Below are 18,576 nucleotides of genomic sequence, written 5' to 3' on the forward strand. Positions count from 1 at the left end.
ATAAAAAATCAAGCAAGTCTATGGAGGAAGCAAAAATGAAAAAAATCGTACAATCAATCGTTTTAGGGGCAGCATTATTCTTTATTACAGGATGCGGAAACAATGGCAGTGCCGCAGCCAATGATCAAGAAGAAGTGACGGTGAAATTAGGGGTGATCGGGGCGGACACCGACGTCTGGGATGATGTCAAGGATCGTTTGAAAGACGAAGGCATCAATTTAGAATATGTCCAATTCTCTGATTACAACCAACCCAATGCAGCTTTAGCTGATGGTTCCATCGACCTTAATTCATTCCAACACCAATTTTTCTTGGACAACTATAATGAAGAATTTGGTACTGATCTCGTATCGATCGGCAATACAGTCAATGCGCCATTAGGCATTTATTCCGACAAAGTGACGGATGTCAACGATTTGGCGGAAGGAGCTAAAGTTGCGATCCCTAATGATGTGACCAATGGTGGTCGGGCATTGCTTTTATTACAATCAGCTGGATTGATCAAAGTGGATGAAGCAGCCGGACAAACACCAACGGTCGCGGATATTACAGAAAATCGTTTGAACTTAGAAATTTCAGAACTTGATGCAGCGCAAACCGCCCGGGCACTTTCGGATGTCGATGTTTCGGTCATCAATAGCGGCATGGCGGTGGATGCAGGATTTGTACCAACCGAAGATGCGATCTTTTTAGAGCCTGTTGATGAAACGGCCCGTCCTTACGTCAACATCATTGCCGCCCGTAAAGAAGAGGAAGACAATGAAGTTTACCAAAAAGTGGTCGCTGCTTACCAAACAGAGGATACGAAAAAAGTCATCGAGGAAACGTCAAAAGGATCAAGCGTTCCTGCTTGGGAAACCTTTGGGGCAAAATAAGCACCATGTAATTTGATAAAAAAACTGAAAAAGCATGTATAAAAAGGAGAGATTTGATTATGACAACAGCAACTATTACGAAAGCAGCCATCAAACCATTTATCCAAGAGCGTTTAGCCGCTTATCAAGCCTTGGCATTAGATATCCACAATCACCCAGAAGTCAGCAACTATGAGTTTTATTCAGCCGATGCCCTGATCGCCCAATTAGAAAAAGAAGGCTTTGCTGTCAAAAAGGATGTGGCAGGCCATCGCACCGGCTTTGATGCCCGCTATGTCAGTGGGAAACCGGGTCCGACGATTGCCTTTTTAGCCGAGTATGATGCGTTACCTGGCATCGGTCATGCCTGCGGACACAATCTCTTCGGGACTTATTCCGTCTTAGCTGCCAGTGCTCTGCAACCTTTCATCGATGAGCTAGGCGGGGAGATTCGAGTCTATGGGACGCCAGGAGAAGAAGGTGGAGAAAATGGTTCCGCTAAAGGCAGTTTTGTCCGTGAAGGGTTCTTCGATGATGTCGATGCCGCTCTTTGTGTCCATCCAGCCCATCGCTATGGCAAAACGACGGCTTCATTAGCCAATGATCCAGTGGATATCAAGTTCTATGGACGGGCTTCCCATGCGGCAGCTGCACCAGAAAAAGGCATCAACGCGTTAGAAGCATTGCTGCAAGTCTTTAACGGGATCAATGGGTTGCGCCTGCATTTACCAAAAGATGTCAATATTCATGGTGTGATCACCGATGGCGGCGTGGCAGCCAATGTCGTGCCAGAATATGCAGCCGGTCGTTTTTATTTACGAGCTGCCAATCGAGCAACCTTGAATGATGTCTACGAGAAAGTCGAAAACATCGTAAAAGGAGCCGCTTTAGCTACGGGAGCGACCTATGATTTTGGTTTGTTCCAAAACTCCGTCGACGATGTGATCGTGACACCAAGTTTTGATGAGATCTTCTTCGCCCATGCCCAAGAAGCGGGCGTACCTGCCGATGAGATCGATACGGAAGCCAAAACAAGCCTTGGTTCGTCTGATGTCGGCAATGTCAGCCAAGTGATCCCGACGATCCAACCCACTGTTTCGATTTCAGATGATTACATTGCGGGGCATTCGGAAGAATTCAAAGCCGCTGCCAAGAGTGAAAAAGGCTTGCAATCGATCGCCATCGCGGCGGAACTTTTAGCGCTGACGGCATTAGACCTTTTTGAGCAGCCAGCGTTATTAGAAAAAATCAAAGCCGATCATCAAGAAAGCCTAGCAAAAGGCAATTAATGCCAAAACCGTGAAGGAAGATAGTCAATAGTATAGAAAAAAAGTCTCTGCCGCAAAATGTCGGTAGAGACTTTTTAGTTAGTCGATGACTAAAATGCCTTCTTTCAATGAAAAAGGATTTTGTTGATTGATATGATCGTAGAACATGACCCCGTTCAAATGATCGATCTCATGCTGAACGACGATCGCAGGATAGTTTTTCAAACGAACTTTTTTCTTTTTGCCGTTGATGTCGTAATAGCTGATCGTGATCCGGGCATGGCGTACCACGTAGCCAGGGACTTCACGGTCCACGGACAGACAGCCTTCGCCTTCACCCAAACAAGCTTCTTGCACGGAATGACTTAGAATTTTGGGATTGTATAGAACATCTTTAAAATCAGGTTCTGTTTTTTCTGGGTCGCTGCTAGGGACGAGGACCGCTGTGATTCGTTTTGAAATATCTAATTGAGGAGCTGCTAGACCAACGCCGCCTCTTAATTCAAGTTCTTCTGCCTTGACTGGGTCTTGGCTATTTTCTAAAAAGGTCATCATTTCTTTTCCTAGTGCGATATCTTCTTCGCTCAAAGGAAAAGGTACTTCTTTTGCTACTTCACGCAAGGTTGGATTGCCTTCGCGAATAATATCATCCATTGTAATCATTGATGATGTGATTCCTCCTACTATGTAAAAATGACGAAAGCAAGTTTCGTTCCTAATAAAGTGTACCATAAGTGTAGAAAGAAGGGCATAAGAAAGTTTAAACGGTAAAGCTTTCTTATTAAATGAAACAATATTTCTATATTAATGATTTAATTATGAAATATAGTTGCGAATAGGGGAAGAATCAGTTATAATGCTTTTATAGAAAACGGTATCACGAAAGTGACCCACCAAGGAGGCAAAGAGATGTTCGGCTTTTCTGTATTTATGAACGAAGACTTGACGGCAGCAGAACTTGAGCAGATGACTGCGATGGCATCAGGCTTTAAAGGGATTTTCACCTCCATGCACATACCAGAAGATGATCGCAGTACTTATCGGCAGCGTTTGACGGACTTGGGAGGTTTCGCAAAAGACCATCAGCTGTCTTTAATGGTAGATATTTCTGGAAACGCATTAGCAGAAGCGGGCTTTTCCATCGACAATCTGGCGGAACTAAGGGAGATCGGTGTCACTGGTTTACGAATGGATTATGCGATCGACAATCAGCAAATCGCAGCTTTTTCAAAAGAAATGACCATCAGTTTGAATGCCAGTACATTGACGGAAAAAGACATTCGAGAGCTGCAGGCGTATGGAGCCGATTTTACTCGTTTGGAAGCTTGGCACAATTATTACCCCCGACCAGAAACGGGACTGGATGTTGGCTGGTTTCAGGAGAAGAACCGCTGGTTGAAAGCACAAGGCTTTTTCGTCCAAGCCTTTGTTCCAGGGGATGCCAAGAAACGCGGACCGTTATTTCAAGGATTACCCACACTGGAAAGACACCGCAACTGGTCGCCTTTTGCCGCAGCGATCGACTTATTGGCAACTGGCTCAGTCGATGCTGTTTACATTGGCGATGGCATGGTTTCTGAAAAAAGTGCCCAGCAGTTTGCGACGTATCTGCAAGAAGCGCGGATCGTTTTGCGGGTTAAAGATCTTGGTTCCACTTACTTTGAACACGTCTTAGGGAATCACCAAAATCGTTACGATGAAGCTCGGGATGTCTTGCGCAGCGCCGATGCCCGTTTCAATGCCATTCCAGAAGTCAAACCTGAACTTAGTCAAGAGCGGCCAGTGGGGGCTGTGACGATCGATAACCAAGAGTACTTACGCTATATGGGAGAGATCCAGGTGTGCAAACGACCTTTGCCGGCAGACCCAAAAGTCAACCTCGCCGCTCAGGTGATACCAGCCGATCTGCCGTTGATCCAACAAATCAAAGCAGGGATGCGATTTAAATTAGAAAGAGATGATTCCGATGAATAAAATCAATTTAGACAAATTAACGACCGAACGACGCAATAGTGAAACGAGCAATTTAGATGAAATGACGATTTTAGAAGCGTGTCAAAAAATGAACCAAGAAGATCAAAAAGTTGCCTATGCGGTGGAAAAAGAAATTCCTAGTATTGAAAAAGTGATTGAACAAACCATCGTCGCTTTTAAAAAGGGCGGACGCTTGATTTATCTTGGCGCTGGGACGAGTGGTCGATTAGGCGTCTTGGATGCGGCCGAATGTGTCCCAACCTTTGGGGTATCACCTGAGATGGTGGTCGGTCTGATCGCTGGTGGCGAAGAAGCGATGACGGTCGCTGTCGAAGGAGCAGAAGACTCTTTAATGCTAGGCAAACAAGACCTTGTCGATTTGAAGTTGAACCAAAATGATATGGTGATCGGGATCGCTGCCAGTGGCAGAACCCCTTACGTGATTGGGGCGCTTGACTATGCCAATGAGCTCGGTGCCACAACGGCAACGATCGCTTGTAATAAAGACGCGGAGATCTCTCAGCATGCCAGCTTTCCAATCGAGGTCGATTGTGGACCAGAATTTCTGACAGGTTCGACTCGTTTGAAATCTGGGACTGCCCAAAAACTGATTTTGAATATGATCTCGACGTTATCGATGGTAGGGATCGGCAAAGTCTACAATAATTTGATGGTCGACGTGAAAGCGACCAACGAAAAATTGGTGGAACGCTCAAAACGGATCATCATGCAGGCGACTGAAGCTGATTATGAAACAGCCGCCGCGGCATTTGAAGAAGCAGATCAGAATGTCAAATTGGCGATCGTGATGCTGTTGACTGATAGCACGAAAGACGAAGCACAAGCAAAACTTGCCACGGCACAAGGGTTTGTCAAAACGGCGTTAGGAGGAGAAAAGTAATGGCAAAAGAAACACTGACGGTAGAAGAGTTAGCGGAGAAGATTTTTCAAGAAGCCGGCGGAATGGACAACGTAGAAACAGTCAATCACTGTATGACTCGCGTACGAATGACCGTCCGCGACCACGACAAGGTCGATCAACAAGGGTTAAAAGAGATTCCCGGTGTGATGGGTGTGGTCAATGATGAGCAGCTGCAAGTCATTATCGGACCAGGGAAAGTCAACAAAGTAGCCAATGCAATGGTGGCAAAAGCTGGTGTTGATTTAGGGCAAGAGATCCCACCGCAAAAATCAGGCAAAGAGGCGCTATCAGAAAAAACGGCAGAGATGAAAGCAGCCCAAAAAGCAAAACAAAAATCATCACCATTAAAGTCGCTGCTGAAAGATATTTCTAATATCTTTGTTCCAATGATTCCAGCCTTCGTTGGTGCAGGACTCGTCGCAGGGATCGCTTCTGTCCTGACCAATATGATCACGGCTGGCCGATTAGATGGAGATACTTGGAATTATTATGTCATGATTTTAAACGTCCTCAGAAATGGGATGTTCACCTATTTAGCGATCTTTACTGGGGTCAATGTAGCGCAGGTCTTTAAAGCCAATCCAACCCTTGGTGGCGTGATCGGTTCGATCATCTTGCTGACAGGTATGAACCCAGAAGCCCCGATCCAAAACTTGTTCACTGGCGAAGCTTTAGCTGCCAACCAAGGAGGGATCATCGGTGTGATCTTCGCAGTATGGCTTTTGGCGAAATTAGAGGCAGTGCTGCATCGAGTGATTCCTGAAGCGATCGATATTATCGTGACCCCGACGTTGTGTTTGCTGACCATCGGTTTGACGGAGATTTTCTTGATCATGCCATTGGCAGGTCTGATCTCTGACAGCTTAGTCGGTTCGATCACTTGGGTCTTGAACGTGGGCGGTGCTTTCTCTGGGTTTGTCTTAGGGGCGGCCTTCCTACCAATGGTCATGTTTGGTTTGCATCAAATTTTGACCCCGATCCACATTCAAATGATCGAAGCAACAGGCAGCACGCAATTATTACCGATCTTAGCCATGGCTGGTGCCGGTCAAGTCGGAGCAGCTTTAGCCTTATGGGTACGACTACGTAAAGACAAAGAGCTTTCTGAAATGATCAAAGGTGCATTGCCAGTTGGGATCTTAGGCATCGGCGAACCATTGATCTATGGAGTGACGTTGCCATTAGGTCGACCATTTATCACTGCTTGTATTGGTGGTGGGATCGGTGGTGCGGTCATTGGCGCTTTGACAAATATCGGCGCAACGGCGATTGGACCATCAGGGCTAGCTTTGATTCCATTGATTGCCAACGGCCGTTGGATGGGTTATATTTTCGGCTTGTTAGCAGGCTATGCTGGCGGCTTCGTTGCCACCTACTTCTTTGGGATTCCGAAAGATCGCTTAGAAGCAGTCAAAGAAAGCGAGGCAGAAGAAGCAAAAACAGCTACAACCGTTACTGTGCAACCGCAACCAAAACAAACGAGTGAAACGGCTGCAAAGGAAATGACAGCAAATCCATCAAAAGAAACGATCGATACCCCTTTATACGCAGTAGCCACAGGCACGACAAAAGCGATCAGTGCATCAAGTGATCCGGTATTTTCGCAAAAAATGATGGGCGACGGGTATTTCGTCTTGCCAGACAATGGTGCGATCTATGCACCAGCAGCAGGAACCGTCACGACGATTTTTCCCACGAAACATGCATTGGGGATCAAGACTGCCAGCGGGCTAGAGATTCTGCTGCACATGGGTGTTGACACCGTCGAATTGCAAGGAGCACCTTTTGAGATCCTGGTGGAGGAAGGCCAAGCCGTGACACCAGCTACCCAAGTTGCCCAAGTCGATTTGGCACAGTTGACGGCTAAAGGCAAAGCTTCTGAGATGCTCGTGATCATCACCAATATGGAGCAAGTAGCCAATATCGAAGGGTTACCAGGAACAGAAACAAAAGCGGGTCAAGCCGTCATGCATGTGGCAACGATAAAATAGTGTTAAAACCTCTATCGGATAAAGATAGAGGTTTTTTTTAAGAAGTTACTAAATAGATTGCGAAAAATTTTCCTTTATGTTACAGTTTCGTTACAAAGGGAGTGATCCCATTCGAGGAGGCAATGAGGATGAAAAAAATAATTTGGTTCGGACTAATGACGCTGGCTTTTTCACCACTGATGGTTCATGCAGATGAAACAGCTACGAGTGAAAGTGGCAATCAGGCTGCCGTTAGCGAGACGCTTTCATCAGAGGAGCAATCAGGAACGGATCAGACACAAGCTGCTGTCCAAGAAAGTACAGTAGAAAATCAAGAGACGGATCAATCCGCTGCTTCAGAAACTACGACTACCGAGAATCAAGAACCAGTCGATTCCGAAGCTGTTATTGCCTCGATCCAAGCAGAGACGGGGACACAAGATGTCAATGAGATCAACACGTTAGCCGATGAACCTAGTTCGCTGCGTAGCGCCTTAACCCAAGGGATCACTGAAGGAAGTGTGACCGCATTTACCCAAGAACAGTTGGACCAGTTGACAGATGAAGAATTGACCAATGGCAATCGTCTGGCGCTACGTTATTCCAGTGATGCGATGGGCTTTGATATTGCTTACTTAGCAAAAATCATCGGTGCCTTGTTTGTCGATCAGACGTTATCCTGGGAAGCCATTGAGCCGCAATTGGCTTTTGATGCGAATAGCTACGCCAGTTTTGCTGACTTGATTCCTGTTGTGGATCAGCTGCAAGAATATTTACGGGTCGTCTATCCAGCAGACGGAGTCTTTTTACATTTGAATCAAGCCGTTTCCAACGAATGGATGATCTCAATTTTGACCAATTTAAATCAGATGGAACAAGAGATGCAAGTCGATCCAGGTGCCTTTGTCCCAGGACGGATCTCTTATATCATTCAAGCGGCAAATGATTCCATGTATCTGCCTACAGGCACGCAAACGAGTACGACTGAAGAAGCGACCGCAACATCGACGAGTGCTCAAGAAACAGCGACAACGACTTCTTCGAAAGAGGCCAACGCTACTGCCGATGGTGAAAAAACATTACCTAAAACCAATGAAGCGCCAAGCTATACCTTACTGATCGCAGGTGTTATCCTGCTGCTGATCGTTTTCTTGATTCTATGGCGCCGCAAGAAAAAATGATTGTTATTTATAATCGTCAGAATGAAAAAATAGCAACCTTCGTTTTCCATCAGGGAAACGAAGGTTTTTTGTTTTCAGAAATTTCATTGGTTATTTCTTTTCAAATAACGCCCTTTATAAAAAGACCAGAATCGATTCCTTCATAAAAAAGTCAAATTTAAATTCTTGCATTCTCTGGTGAGGGGTGTATAATGACACAGTGTCATATGACAACGTGTCATATCGAGAGCTGTGATTTATTTTAAATTAGAAAGGAGTTGCTTGTGATGCCGACCGATACATTTTTTCACTTGCCGCCAGAAAAACAAAAGCGCATCTTAAATGCGGCGAAAAAAGAATTCTCAAGACTGCCGCTGAAAGACGCCTCGATCGCCAACATCATCAAAGATGCCGAGATTCCTCGCGGGAGTTTTTACCAATACTTCGAAAACAAAGAAGATCTGTATTACTATTATTTCCATACGTTGAAAAAAAATAGTCAGCGAGATCTGCTGAAATCGATCCAACATGAAAACGGGGATCTGTTTGCGGGGTTCGAATGGTACTTTTCACGGATGATCGCCGAGGTTTTCAAAGGCAAAAACGCAAACTTTTACCGCAATTTATTTATGAGTATGGATTATCGTTCCTTCCATAAAGTCGTGCCAGAGATGCAGCACAAGATGCATCAAGAAAACAAAGCCGATCGGCAGAAGCAGCAAGCCATCTTTTTGTCAGAGGTCGACAAAGATTTATTGAAAGTCAAAGACGACCATGAGTTGAAAATGCTGATCCAGCTGCTGATGCATACTGTCTTTTCGACGATTGCCGAAGCCTATCGCCAATCAGCGTTTGATCCAGACTATGATCCTGCCGAAGCGATCGCTGATTTCAACAGTAAAGTCCGCTGGTTAAGAGAGGGCGCAAAAAAAGAAAGAGGGGAAACCTATGATTAAGCTGATAAAACGCGTATCCGTCATTTCCATAATCATGGCAGTGGTGTTTATGGTGATCCAAGTCGTTTCTGATTTGTATCTACCGACATTGACTTCCAATATTATCAACAATGGGGTGGCGACAGGCGACATTGATTACATTTGGAAAACCGGCTTTTACATGATCGGCTTTTCATTGATCAGTATCATCGCCGCTTTAGGAAATACGTATTTCGCAACAAGAGAATCACAAAAATTAGGACAAAAACTACGTTCGGACATTTACCAAAAAGTTGAGAATTTTTCTTCTCGATCTTTTGATAAATTTGGGACCGCATCGTTGATTACAAGAACCACCAACGACGTCAACCAAATTCAAATGGTGACGCAAATGTTTTTACGTATGATGATCAATGCACCGATCACACTGATTGGGGCGAGTTTCTTGGCCTATCAAAAAGATGCCCAATTAACACGAATCTTTTTAGTCGTTATTCCTATCATGCTAGTATTGGTCGGCGGTATTATGTATTTTGCCGTTCCTTTATTCAAAAGTATGCAAAAGAAAACCGACCGTTTGAACTTAGTCTTTCGTGAAGGCTTGACGGGGGTCCGCGTTATTCGGGCATTTGACAAGACGGATTATGAAGCGAATCGCTTTGATGAAGCCAACAAAGATTACACCCACACCGCGATTAAAGTAAACACCATCGTGGCATTGATGATGCCATTGATGACGTTGATCATGAGTGGGACGAACATTGCCATCACATGGTTTGGGGGACATTATATTGCCGAAATGACCTTAGAAGTCGGAAACTTGATTGCGTTTATGACCTATGCAATGCAAATTTTGATCAGCTTTATGATGCTGTCCATGATCTTCGTGATGGTGCCAAGAGCCCAAGCATCAGCTGACCGGATCAACGAAGTCTTAAATGAAGAAGATGAAATTCTCGATCCAAAAACACCAGCGACATTGAGCTTACAAGGGGACCAAGCAACCTTGGCCTTTGGCCATGTGGCGTATCGCTACCAAGGCGCTGAGAAATTGGCGTTGGAAGATATCGATTTTCAAGCAAAATCTGGTGATTTTGTTGCCATCATCGGTGGGACGGGCTCAGGGAAAACGACCTTAGTCAATCTCTTGCCTCGTTTGTACGATGTGGAGTCTGGTGCAATCAAAATCAATGGGGTCAATATTGCAGAAGTCACCCAGCACAATCTACGAGAAGTCGTGGGCTTTGTTCCGCAAAAAGCGGTACTGTTTTCTGGTACCATTCGTGAAAATATGAAATACGGAAAACCCGATGCATCAGATGAAGAAATCTGGCAAGCCTTAGAGATCGCCCAAGCCAAAGATTTTATCTCCGAACTGGCAGATGGCTTAGATAGCCGTGTAGAACAAGGCGGCGGCAACTTCTCTGGTGGACAACGTCAACGTTTAGCGATCGCTCGTGCGTTAGTGAAACAAGCAGATGTCTATGTCTTTGATGATTCCTTCTCCGCACTGGACTTCAAAACCGATGCCAACTTACGAGCAGCGCTGAAACGCGACATGCAAGACAGCATTATGGTCGTGGTTGCCCAACGGGTCAGCACCGTCATGGATGCCGATACGATCTTAGTATTGGATGAAGGAAAACTCGTAGGAAAAGGGACCCATGAATCATTAATGGCAGACAATGAAACCTACCAAGAAATCGTTTCTTCACAATTGAGAGAGGAGGATCTTGCATGAGTGAAAAGAAAACAACAACACAACACCGTGGCGGACCAATGGGCGGCGGTCCAGGCCGTAACATCGGTGCCAAAGGACCAAAACCAAAAAACTTTTGGGGGACGGTCAAACGGCTTTTCGGGTACATGTCGAAACGCTCCATCGCTATCATTGCCGTCTTCGTTTTAGCGATCGCAGCCGTGATCTTCCAAATCCAAACACCGAAAATTTTAGGAGAAGCGACCACTGAAATTTTTAAAGGTGTCATGATCGGTGCGCAGCAGATGCAAGCCGGCCAACAGGTAACAGAATTTCCTATCGATTTTGAGAAAGTTGGTCAAATCATTTTGATCGCGATCGGCATGTATGTGATTTCAGCCGTCTTCAACTTTCTACAACAGTTTATTATGACCCGTGTCTCGCAACGGACGGTTTATGAGCTGCGTCGTGACTTAGATGAAAAAATGAACCGCTTGCCGATCTCTTACTATGATACTCACTCAAATGGGGATATCATGTCACGGGCGATCAATGATATGGATAATATCGCAAGTACCCTGCAACAAAACTTGACCCAATTTATTACGAGTGTCGTGACCTTTATCGGGGTTTTGTGGATGATGCTGACGATCAGTTGGCAACTGACTTTGGTTGCTTTAGCAACGGTTCCTTTAAGCTTGATCGTCGTGATGATCGTCGCACCAAAATCGCAAAAATTCTTTGCGGCACAACAAAAAAGTTTAGGATTGCTCAATGACCAAGTCGAAGAAACTTACGGCGGTCATACCGTTGTCAAAACCTTCAACCATGAAGCTGCCGATCAAGTCGTTTTTGAAGAAGAAAATGACCGTCTGTATTCCGCTGGTTGGAAAGCCCAATTTATTTCAGCGATCATTATGCCCTTGATGAACTTCATTAAAAACTTAGGCTATGTCTTCGTGGCTGTCCTTGGTGGGATCAAAGTGGCGAATGGGAACATGACGTTAGGGGATGTGCAAGCATTCTTGCAATACACCAATCAATTCTCTCAACCAATCACTCAAATCGCTAGCTTACTAAACACCATCCAATCAACCGTTGCATCTGCCGAACGGGTCTTTGAAGTCTTGGATGAAGAAGAAATGACTGATGAGCCTTCTGGATTGCCAGTGGAAGACAGTGAATACAAAGTTCGTTTCGATCATGTTCAATTTGGTTATGCGCCAGACAAATTATTGATGACCGATTTTAATCTGGATGTTAAAGCTGGTGAGATGGTGGCTATCGTAGGACCTACCGGCGCTGGGAAAACCACGCTGATCAATCTCTTGGAACGTTTTTATGATGTTTCTGGCGGTAGCATTCGTTACGATGGCAAAGATACCCGAGACTTGACTCGTGATGAGTTGCGTAGTAATATCTCGATGGTGCTGCAAGATACGTGGTTGTTTACTGGTTCCATCTATGACAACATTCATTATGGAAATGAAAAAGCAACCAAAGAGCAAGTGATCGCTGCGGCGAAAGCTGCCCATGTGGATGATTTTGTTCGCAAATTGCCAGAAGGCTATGATACGGTCTTGAATGAAGAAGCCAGCAACATCTCCCAAGGTCAACGTCAGCTGATCACGATCGCCCGCGCCTTCTTAGCGGATCCCGACGTTTTGATTTTGGATGAAGCAACTTCTAGTGTCGATACGCGGACGGAGATCTTGATCCAAAAAGCAATGGGTCGTTTGTTAGAAAATCGGACCAGCTTTGTGGTTGCTCACCGTCTCTCTACGATTCGTGATGCTGACAATATCATCGTGATGAATCACGGGTCCATTGTTGAGACTGGAAATCATGAGGAATTGATGGCACAAAACGGTTTCTATGCAGACCTGTATAACAGTCAATTTTCAGAAGAAGTGGCGTGATCCACTGTTTGTAATGAAAGAAATTCTTCCCCAAATGATGATAAACAGACCGCCAAAGGTTGACTGAAAGAAAGCAGTGATTGTCACTGCTTTCTTTTTTTTATGAATTTTTATCGCTTTAATTTAAATATTCATTGCAATTAACTAGATTAAAATGTATATTAATACATAATTTCGAATAATCCAAGACAAGGAGTGAACCCAATGAGTCATCTTTTTCCTAATTACAGCCGTTTACCCATCGACATCCAGCAAGGCAACGGCAGCTATGTGGTAGATTCGCAAGGCAACCAATATTTAGATTTAACAAGCGGCATCGGGGTCGTTAATCTCGGTTATGGGCATCCCAAAGTGCAAGCCGCGTTGATGACACAAGCAGAGCAGATTTGGCATGTGCCGAATTTGTATGACAGCCAGTTGCAAGAAGAAGTTGCCCAGAAGCTGACCCAACATCAAAAGAGCGCCTCAGACGAACCGTATCTGGCTTATTTTTGCAATAGTGGCGCTGAGGCGAACGAAGCTGCTTTAAAGCTGGCTCGCAAAGCGACTGGCCGCAGCAAAGTCATTAGTTTTGAACAATCTTTTCATGGTCGAACCTTTGGGGCGATGTCTTTGACTGGGCAAAGTAGTATCCATGATGGGTTTGGACCGTTAGTACCAGAGATGGTGTATGTACCCTTTAATGACCTTGAGGCATTGCAAGCCGTTTTAGATGAGCAGACGGCAGCCGTGTTTTTAGAATTGATCCAAGGCGAAGGCGGTGTAATCCCTGCTGAGGTGGCGTGGGTCCAAGCGGTGGCAGCCCTTTGTCAGGAGTTGGGGGTATTACTGGTGGTGGATGAGATCCAAACCGGGATGGGGCGGACAGGAACCCTGTTTGCTTTTGAAGGATATGGCATTGAACCTGATCTTTTTACCGTAGCAAAAGGGCTTGGTAACGGGATCCCTGTCGGAGCGATGCTAGGCAAAAGCCATTTGCAAACGGCTTTTGGACCCGGTAGTCACGGTTCGACCTTTGGTGGCAATAAATTAGCGATGGCTGCTGCTAGTGCTGTTTGCAGTGTGTTGCAAGAAGGGGACATTCAAGTCAATGTTCACTTGCGCCAGCAGCAGTTTCTCGACGGATTGCAAGGACTATCTAAGGTACAGGCGATTCGTGGGAAAGGATTGATGATCGGTATCGAATTAGCCGATTCGGAAAGCTTGCAATCCGTGTTGACCCAACTGCGAAACCAAGGCCTCCTCGCATTAAAGGCGGGAACCAAAGTTTTGCGCTTGCTGCCGCCCTTAACGATCTCGCAAGAGGAAACGACAGCAGCCTTGGCGATTTTGCAAGCTGTCTTAGCATAATTGCATAAAAATAGATTTTTCGGGCTTTTTTTCTTATAAAAACCGAATAATAGCGAATTTATTTTGAATAGTTTTATAAATAACCATTGACAGAGCGATGGGAGTTTCTTATAATCTTAAGTAAATTCTTTTGAGGAGTGACGTGTTTGAAGGCAGCAATCGTTGGTGTAACAGGGTATACCGGAATTGAATTGATTCGTTTGATCCAGCAACATCCCCAATTGGAGGTGGGCACCTTGCATAGTCATTCTATGCATGAAAATTCATCTGTTTTGTATCCTCATTTAATTGGACTGACAGAGCGGCTAATCGAACCTTTTGATGCAGAAAAAATCCAAAAGGAAAATCAACTCGTGTTTTTTGCGACTCCTGCTGGAATCAGCAAAGAACTCGCAGCGACTTTTGTCGCAAATGACTTTCCAGTGATTGACCTTTCTGGTGATCTGCGATTGAAGGATCGGGATAGCTATCAAAAATGGTATCACCAAGAAGCTGCACCTGCCGAGTTGTTGGCACAAGCGACTTATTCGCTGCCTGAGTTTGCACCTACTCCTGGCAATTTGATCGCCAATCCAGGCTGTTATGCGACTGCTGCTATTTTAGCTGCTGCGCCGTTGGTTCAGCAAAAACTATTCAGCGGTACGTTGATTTTTGATGGCAAGTCGGGTTTGTCGGGTGCTGGTAAGAAATTGACGGACAGCAGTCACTTTGCAACCGCTGCGGATAACATGACGATGTATAAGCCAAATCAGCATCAGCATATTCCTGAGATCATGCAGCAGTTTCAGCAATGGGATCAAGCAATGCCGCCGATCCAATTTTCTACCAGCTTACTGCCTGTCAAAAGAGGGATCTTTATGACGCTTTATGCGCCTATCAAAGACGCGATTTCGCAAGAGGACATCTGTGAGCAGTACGTAAAAACGTATCAAGACCATCCGTTTGTCCGAGTGCAACCGTTAGGAAAGCTGCCCGAGCTGCGGCAAGTGACGGGAACGAATTTTTGTGACATTGGCATATGTTTCAATCCGCTGACCCAAGTGTTGACCGTTGTCGCAGTGATCGATAATTTAGGCAAAGGGGCTGCTGGCCAAGCGATCCAAAACTTCAATCGATGGGCAAAGATACCAGAAACGACTGGTCTTATGCAAGCACCGTTATATCCATAAAATAGCCAACAGACGCGTGAGGATACTCGTGTCAGCCAGTGGACAATCCGCAAAAAGGTGGCAGTAGGAGGAAAGAAAATGAAAGAAATCGAAGGAACGATCGCAACCCCCAAAGGTTTTTTTGCCGACGGTCTGCATTGCGGTCTGAAGAAAGAGAAAGTCGATCTTGGTTGGATCGTCTCTGAAGTGCCAGCCAGTGCTGCGGCAGTCTTTACCACCAATCAAGTACAAGCGGCACCCATTCTCGTTACAAAGGAAAAAATGCAAGCAGGCACCTTGCAAGGCGTGATCGTCAATGCGGGCAATGCCAATGCTTGTACCGGGGAGCAAGGTTTAAAAGATGCACAAGAGATGGCAGAATTGGCAGCAGCCCAGCTGCATACGAGTCCCGAAGCCTTTGCGGTAGCCTCCACCGGGATCATTGGTAAGAGCTTACCGATGGAAAAAATCACTGCAGGGATTCAGCAACTAAACAGGCAAGGGGATGCCCACCGATTTCAACGAGCGATTTTGACGACGGATCTGACTGAAAAAAGCAGTGTCATCCAATCAACGATCGCTGACAAAACGGTGACTGTTGCGGGCTGTGCCAAAGGGTCTGGTATGATCCATCCCAATATGGCTACGATGCTGGCCTTTGTTACGACGGATGCGGCGATCGCTCCAGCACTCTTGCAAGCACTGCTGAAAGAATTAACCGACGTTACCTTCAATCAAATCACGGTCGATGGCGATACATCCACCAATGATATGGTGTTAGTTTTAGCCAACGGGTTAGCCAAAAATCCAACGATTGAAGCTGACACGCCAGCTTATCATGAGTTTAAAGGGATGCTCAAAGCAGTTCTGACCGCACTAGCCAAAGCAGTTGCAAAGGACGGAGAAGGCGCCAGCAAATTGATCGAAGCTCACACGAGTGGAGCTGTGACCGATGAAGCAGCCCGAATGATCAGCAAAACCATCGTTGGTTCGCCACTGGTCAAAACAGCCCTCTTTGGCAAAGACCCGAACTGGGGGCGTATCTTATGTGCAGTGGGCTATAGTGGGCAGCCGATCGACCCAGCAACGGTATCGATTGCATTAGCCGACATTCCCGTCTTTGTCCAAGGGACACCGGTAGCTTTTGACGAAACCATCATGCAAGAACAGTTGGCGGAAAATGAAGTCAAAGTCGCTGTCGAGCTGAAAGAAGGGACAGGCGTTGGCACCGCTTGGGGCTGTGATCTGACGTATGACTATGTGAAAATCAACGCACTATATCATACCTGAAAGAAATCAGGTACTAGACAAAAAGGAGCGAGTAGATGGAAACGATCGTAGTAAAAATCGGCGGTGTCGCCTCAGACAATTTAACCCCGTCATTCTTTGAGACGATAGCAGACTGGCAAGCTGCGGGCAAAAAAGTAGTCATCGTCCATGGCGGCGGTCACTACATCTCAGAAATGATGGAGAAAATGGCGTTGACAGTCACGATCAAAGACGGCCTGCGGGTGACCGACCCCCAGACGCTTGAAGTAACTAGAATGGTCCTTTTGGGACAAGTTCAACCGCTGATCACGACCGCTTTCCAGCAAGCTGGGTTCCATGCCGTAGGACTGAATGCTGGCTGTGATCACCTGATTCAAGGAGAAGTCATTAATGAAGAAAAATTAGGACAGGTGGGGAAGGTTCAACAAATCAACGCTGCTTTCCTGCAGCTCTTGACAGAGAAAAAACATGTCCCGATCCTAGCACCGCTAGGAATTACCCCAGAGGGGCAATGGCTGAACATCAATGCCGATGAAGTAGCGTGTCAGGTTGCTGCTAGTTTACAAGCTGAAAAACTATATTTGTTGACGGATGTCCCTGGGATCAAGCAAGAAAGCCAGTGGTTATCGGCTGTTTCTTTTGAAGAGATCCCCCGTTTGATCACCGAAGAAGTAGTCACAGGCGGCATGCTGCCAAAACTAAAAAGTGCGCAGAAAGCCTTGAAAGCAGGGGTAGCTGCCGTTTGTATCACCGATCGAATCGATCGTTTAGGAACCCAGATCCTCGCGGCAAGTCCAGCCGCAGCTGTCTGTAGCTGAAGCCATTAGCAACACCCAAATGCCTCTTCTCTACTCATAAAAATGCAAAATTCTGACTTTTCTGTGCTTTTCTTCTTATTTTCTCTAAAAAAAGAATAAAATAGGTAGGGATTTCATTTGCTAGAATTTCGTTTTATCAGTACAATGAGTACATATGTAAGTAGGGGGAGAAACAATGACAGATTTCTTATTGGGGAGCAGTACGAAGTTGCTGACTGTTGCAATCCGGGTAAAAGACCGCGATCAAGCGATTGCCTTTTATCGGGATGTACTTGGTTTTGAGTTGAAAAGAGAAGAAAATGAATTGGCCATCTTTGGTCTAAAAGGATTAGATAGAGAAGTTTTATGGTTGGAAGAAAGCCCGCGTGCCAACGATCACTTCGGCGAGATCAAAAAAATGCAGCGCATCGTCTTAGCCGTATCCTCATTAGAAGAAGCGGCAACTATCGCGAGCAATGCCCAACAAAAAGCGATTGCTTTCGAAGAAGCTCGTTATGAAGCGAATCAATTAGGCTTTATTATAGCTGATCCAGAAGGGAACAAAATTGAAGTCTTATTTACAGCACCCGCAGGAACTGCGGTACCAAAAGACGAAGCAGAATTGATCAAAGCGGCACCTGCAAAAGCGGCTGGCTTATCAAAAGAAGCTCATTTTGGCAAGCTGTATTTAAACGTCAGTGATCTAGCCAAAGAGCAGCTTTTCTTAGAAGAAAGCTTAGGCTTGAAAACAAAAGAAGCCGAAACGAAGGAATTTATCCTCAATGATGGTGACTTCCAAGTCGGCTTGACTGAAGCACAAGGTGGTACGATCGATTTGCCGACCCATGAGGTGCTTGGCTTAGACTTCTTGAAAATCTCCATCAGTCAAGAAGATATCGATACATTGGAAAAGCACTTGTCTGAGAAGAACCAAGAGTTCTTCATCGACAAAAAACGGAAGTTGTTGACGACCTACGATGCGATCGGTATCGAATGGTGGTTTATCGTTAAAAAATAATAGGTTATGAAAGAAAAAGCAGAGAGGGCGATTCTCTGCTTTTTCTTTTTTTTTGTCAAAAAAAGAAACTTTTGTTTTTATTTCGCACGAAAGAGTGCAAAAACCTGTTACATCGATTTGAAGACCAATCATTGAAAAAACGGTAGTTTATCTGTATTAGCAGAGCAGGTCCAATCTATTTGACTTTTATTGTTTTGTTATTTAATAGTTTGGGTACTTGTTTTAAAACTTAATATAATAGCCATTATGATTCAAAAAACCTAAACATTATATTGAATTGTGGTTATTCTTAA

At 45.2% G+C, this 18,576-nt stretch carries 15 protein-coding genes; 14 read left to right on the plus strand and 1 reads right to left on the minus strand.

Annotated features, from left to right (window positions below; translation table 11 throughout):
* Positions 1 to 35 precede the first annotated feature (35 nt).
* Positions 36 to 875 carry a MetQ/NlpA family ABC transporter substrate-binding protein gene (locus tag QN079_RS01880; RefSeq protein WP_151195942.1) on the plus strand — a complete coding sequence of 280 codons (840 nt, stop codon included), beginning with the start codon at positions 36 to 38 and terminating at the stop codon, positions 873 to 875.
* Between the two features lie 59 nt (positions 876 to 934).
* Positions 935 to 2,143 (plus strand): M20 family metallopeptidase, encoded by a 1,209-nt coding sequence (locus QN079_RS01885; protein WP_289230322.1) that lies wholly within the window; start codon positions 935 to 937, stop codon positions 2,141 to 2,143.
* Positions 2,144 to 2,221: 78 nt separating this feature from the next.
* Here the strand turns inward: QN079_RS01885 and def are convergent, their stop codons facing one another.
* Complete coding sequence (gene def, locus QN079_RS01890; protein ID WP_005227211.1) at positions 2,222 to 2,785, minus strand: peptide deformylase; 564 nt, start codon at positions 2,783 to 2,785, stop codon at positions 2,222 to 2,224.
* A gap of 246 nt (positions 2,786 to 3,031) precedes the next feature.
* On the opposite strand from def, the gene QN079_RS01895 reads away from it, so the two are divergent.
* The 12 genes from QN079_RS01895 (at position 3,032) to QN079_RS01950 (ending at position 18,283) form a co-directional block, all read left to right on the plus strand.
* The gene (locus QN079_RS01895) at positions 3,032 to 4,096 is read left to right on the plus strand and encodes a DUF871 domain-containing protein (RefSeq protein WP_153882984.1); all 1,065 of its coding nucleotides are present in this window, start codon (positions 3,032 to 3,034) and stop codon (positions 4,094 to 4,096) included.
* Positions 4,089 to 4,997 (plus strand): N-acetylmuramic acid 6-phosphate etherase, encoded by a 909-nt coding sequence (murQ, locus tag QN079_RS01900; protein ID WP_289230323.1) that lies wholly within the window; start codon positions 4,089 to 4,091, stop codon positions 4,995 to 4,997. The genes QN079_RS01895 and murQ overlap by 8 nt, the downstream gene beginning before the upstream one ends.
* Complete coding sequence (locus QN079_RS01905; RefSeq protein ID WP_289230324.1) at positions 4,997 to 7,009, plus strand: glucose PTS transporter subunit IIA; 2,013 nt, start codon at positions 4,997 to 4,999, stop codon at positions 7,007 to 7,009. Before murQ ends, QN079_RS01905 begins: the two co-directional genes overlap by 1 nt.
* Positions 7,010 to 7,137: 128 nt before the next feature.
* Entirely contained in the window at positions 7,138 to 8,169 is a 1,032-nt protein-coding gene (locus QN079_RS01910; protein ID WP_289230325.1) for an LPXTG cell wall anchor domain-containing protein, read from the plus strand.
* Between the two features lie 266 nt (positions 8,170 to 8,435).
* Positions 8,436 to 9,104, plus strand: coding sequence for a TetR/AcrR family transcriptional regulator (locus QN079_RS01915; RefSeq protein WP_005227217.1), 669 nt, complete (start codon positions 8,436 to 8,438; stop codon positions 9,102 to 9,104).
* Entirely contained in the window at positions 9,097 to 10,824 is a 1,728-nt protein-coding gene (locus QN079_RS01920) for an ABC transporter ATP-binding protein (RefSeq protein ID WP_289230326.1), read from the plus strand. Before QN079_RS01915 ends, QN079_RS01920 begins: the two co-directional genes overlap by 8 nt.
* Positions 10,821 to 12,701: an ABC transporter ATP-binding protein gene (locus QN079_RS01925; protein ID WP_005227219.1), complete on the plus strand. Its 1,881-nt coding sequence runs from the start codon at positions 10,821 to 10,823 to the stop codon at positions 12,699 to 12,701. The genes QN079_RS01920 and QN079_RS01925 overlap by 4 nt, the downstream gene beginning before the upstream one ends.
* Positions 12,702 to 12,905: 204 nt before the next feature.
* Entirely contained in the window at positions 12,906 to 14,051 is a 1,146-nt protein-coding gene (gene argD / locus QN079_RS01930) for an acetylornithine transaminase (RefSeq protein ID WP_289230327.1), read from the plus strand.
* A gap of 146 nt (positions 14,052 to 14,197) precedes the next feature.
* The gene (argC, locus tag QN079_RS01935; protein ID WP_289230328.1) at positions 14,198 to 15,220 is read left to right on the plus strand and encodes an N-acetyl-gamma-glutamyl-phosphate reductase; all 1,023 of its coding nucleotides are present in this window, start codon (positions 14,198 to 14,200) and stop codon (positions 15,218 to 15,220) included.
* A 78-nt stretch (positions 15,221 to 15,298) separates the two neighbouring features.
* A complete protein-coding gene (gene argJ, locus QN079_RS01940) occupies positions 15,299 to 16,489 on the plus strand; it encodes a bifunctional glutamate N-acetyltransferase/amino-acid acetyltransferase ArgJ (RefSeq protein ID WP_086294468.1) in 1,191 nt (396 codons plus the stop codon).
* 35 nt (positions 16,490 to 16,524) lie between these two features.
* A complete protein-coding gene (gene argB / locus QN079_RS01945; RefSeq protein ID WP_289230329.1) occupies positions 16,525 to 17,286 on the plus strand; it encodes an acetylglutamate kinase in 762 nt (253 codons plus the stop codon).
* Between the two features lie 175 nt (positions 17,287 to 17,461).
* Positions 17,462 to 18,283, plus strand: coding sequence for a VOC family protein (locus tag QN079_RS01950; protein WP_015508862.1), 822 nt, complete (start codon positions 17,462 to 17,464; stop codon positions 18,281 to 18,283).
* Positions 18,284 to 18,576: the final 293 nt, after the last annotated feature.

The organism is Enterococcus sp. FZMF, assembly GCF_030263915.1.
GTDB classification, from domain to species: Bacteria; Bacillota; Bacilli; order Lactobacillales; family Enterococcaceae; genus Enterococcus_D; species Enterococcus_D casseliflavus.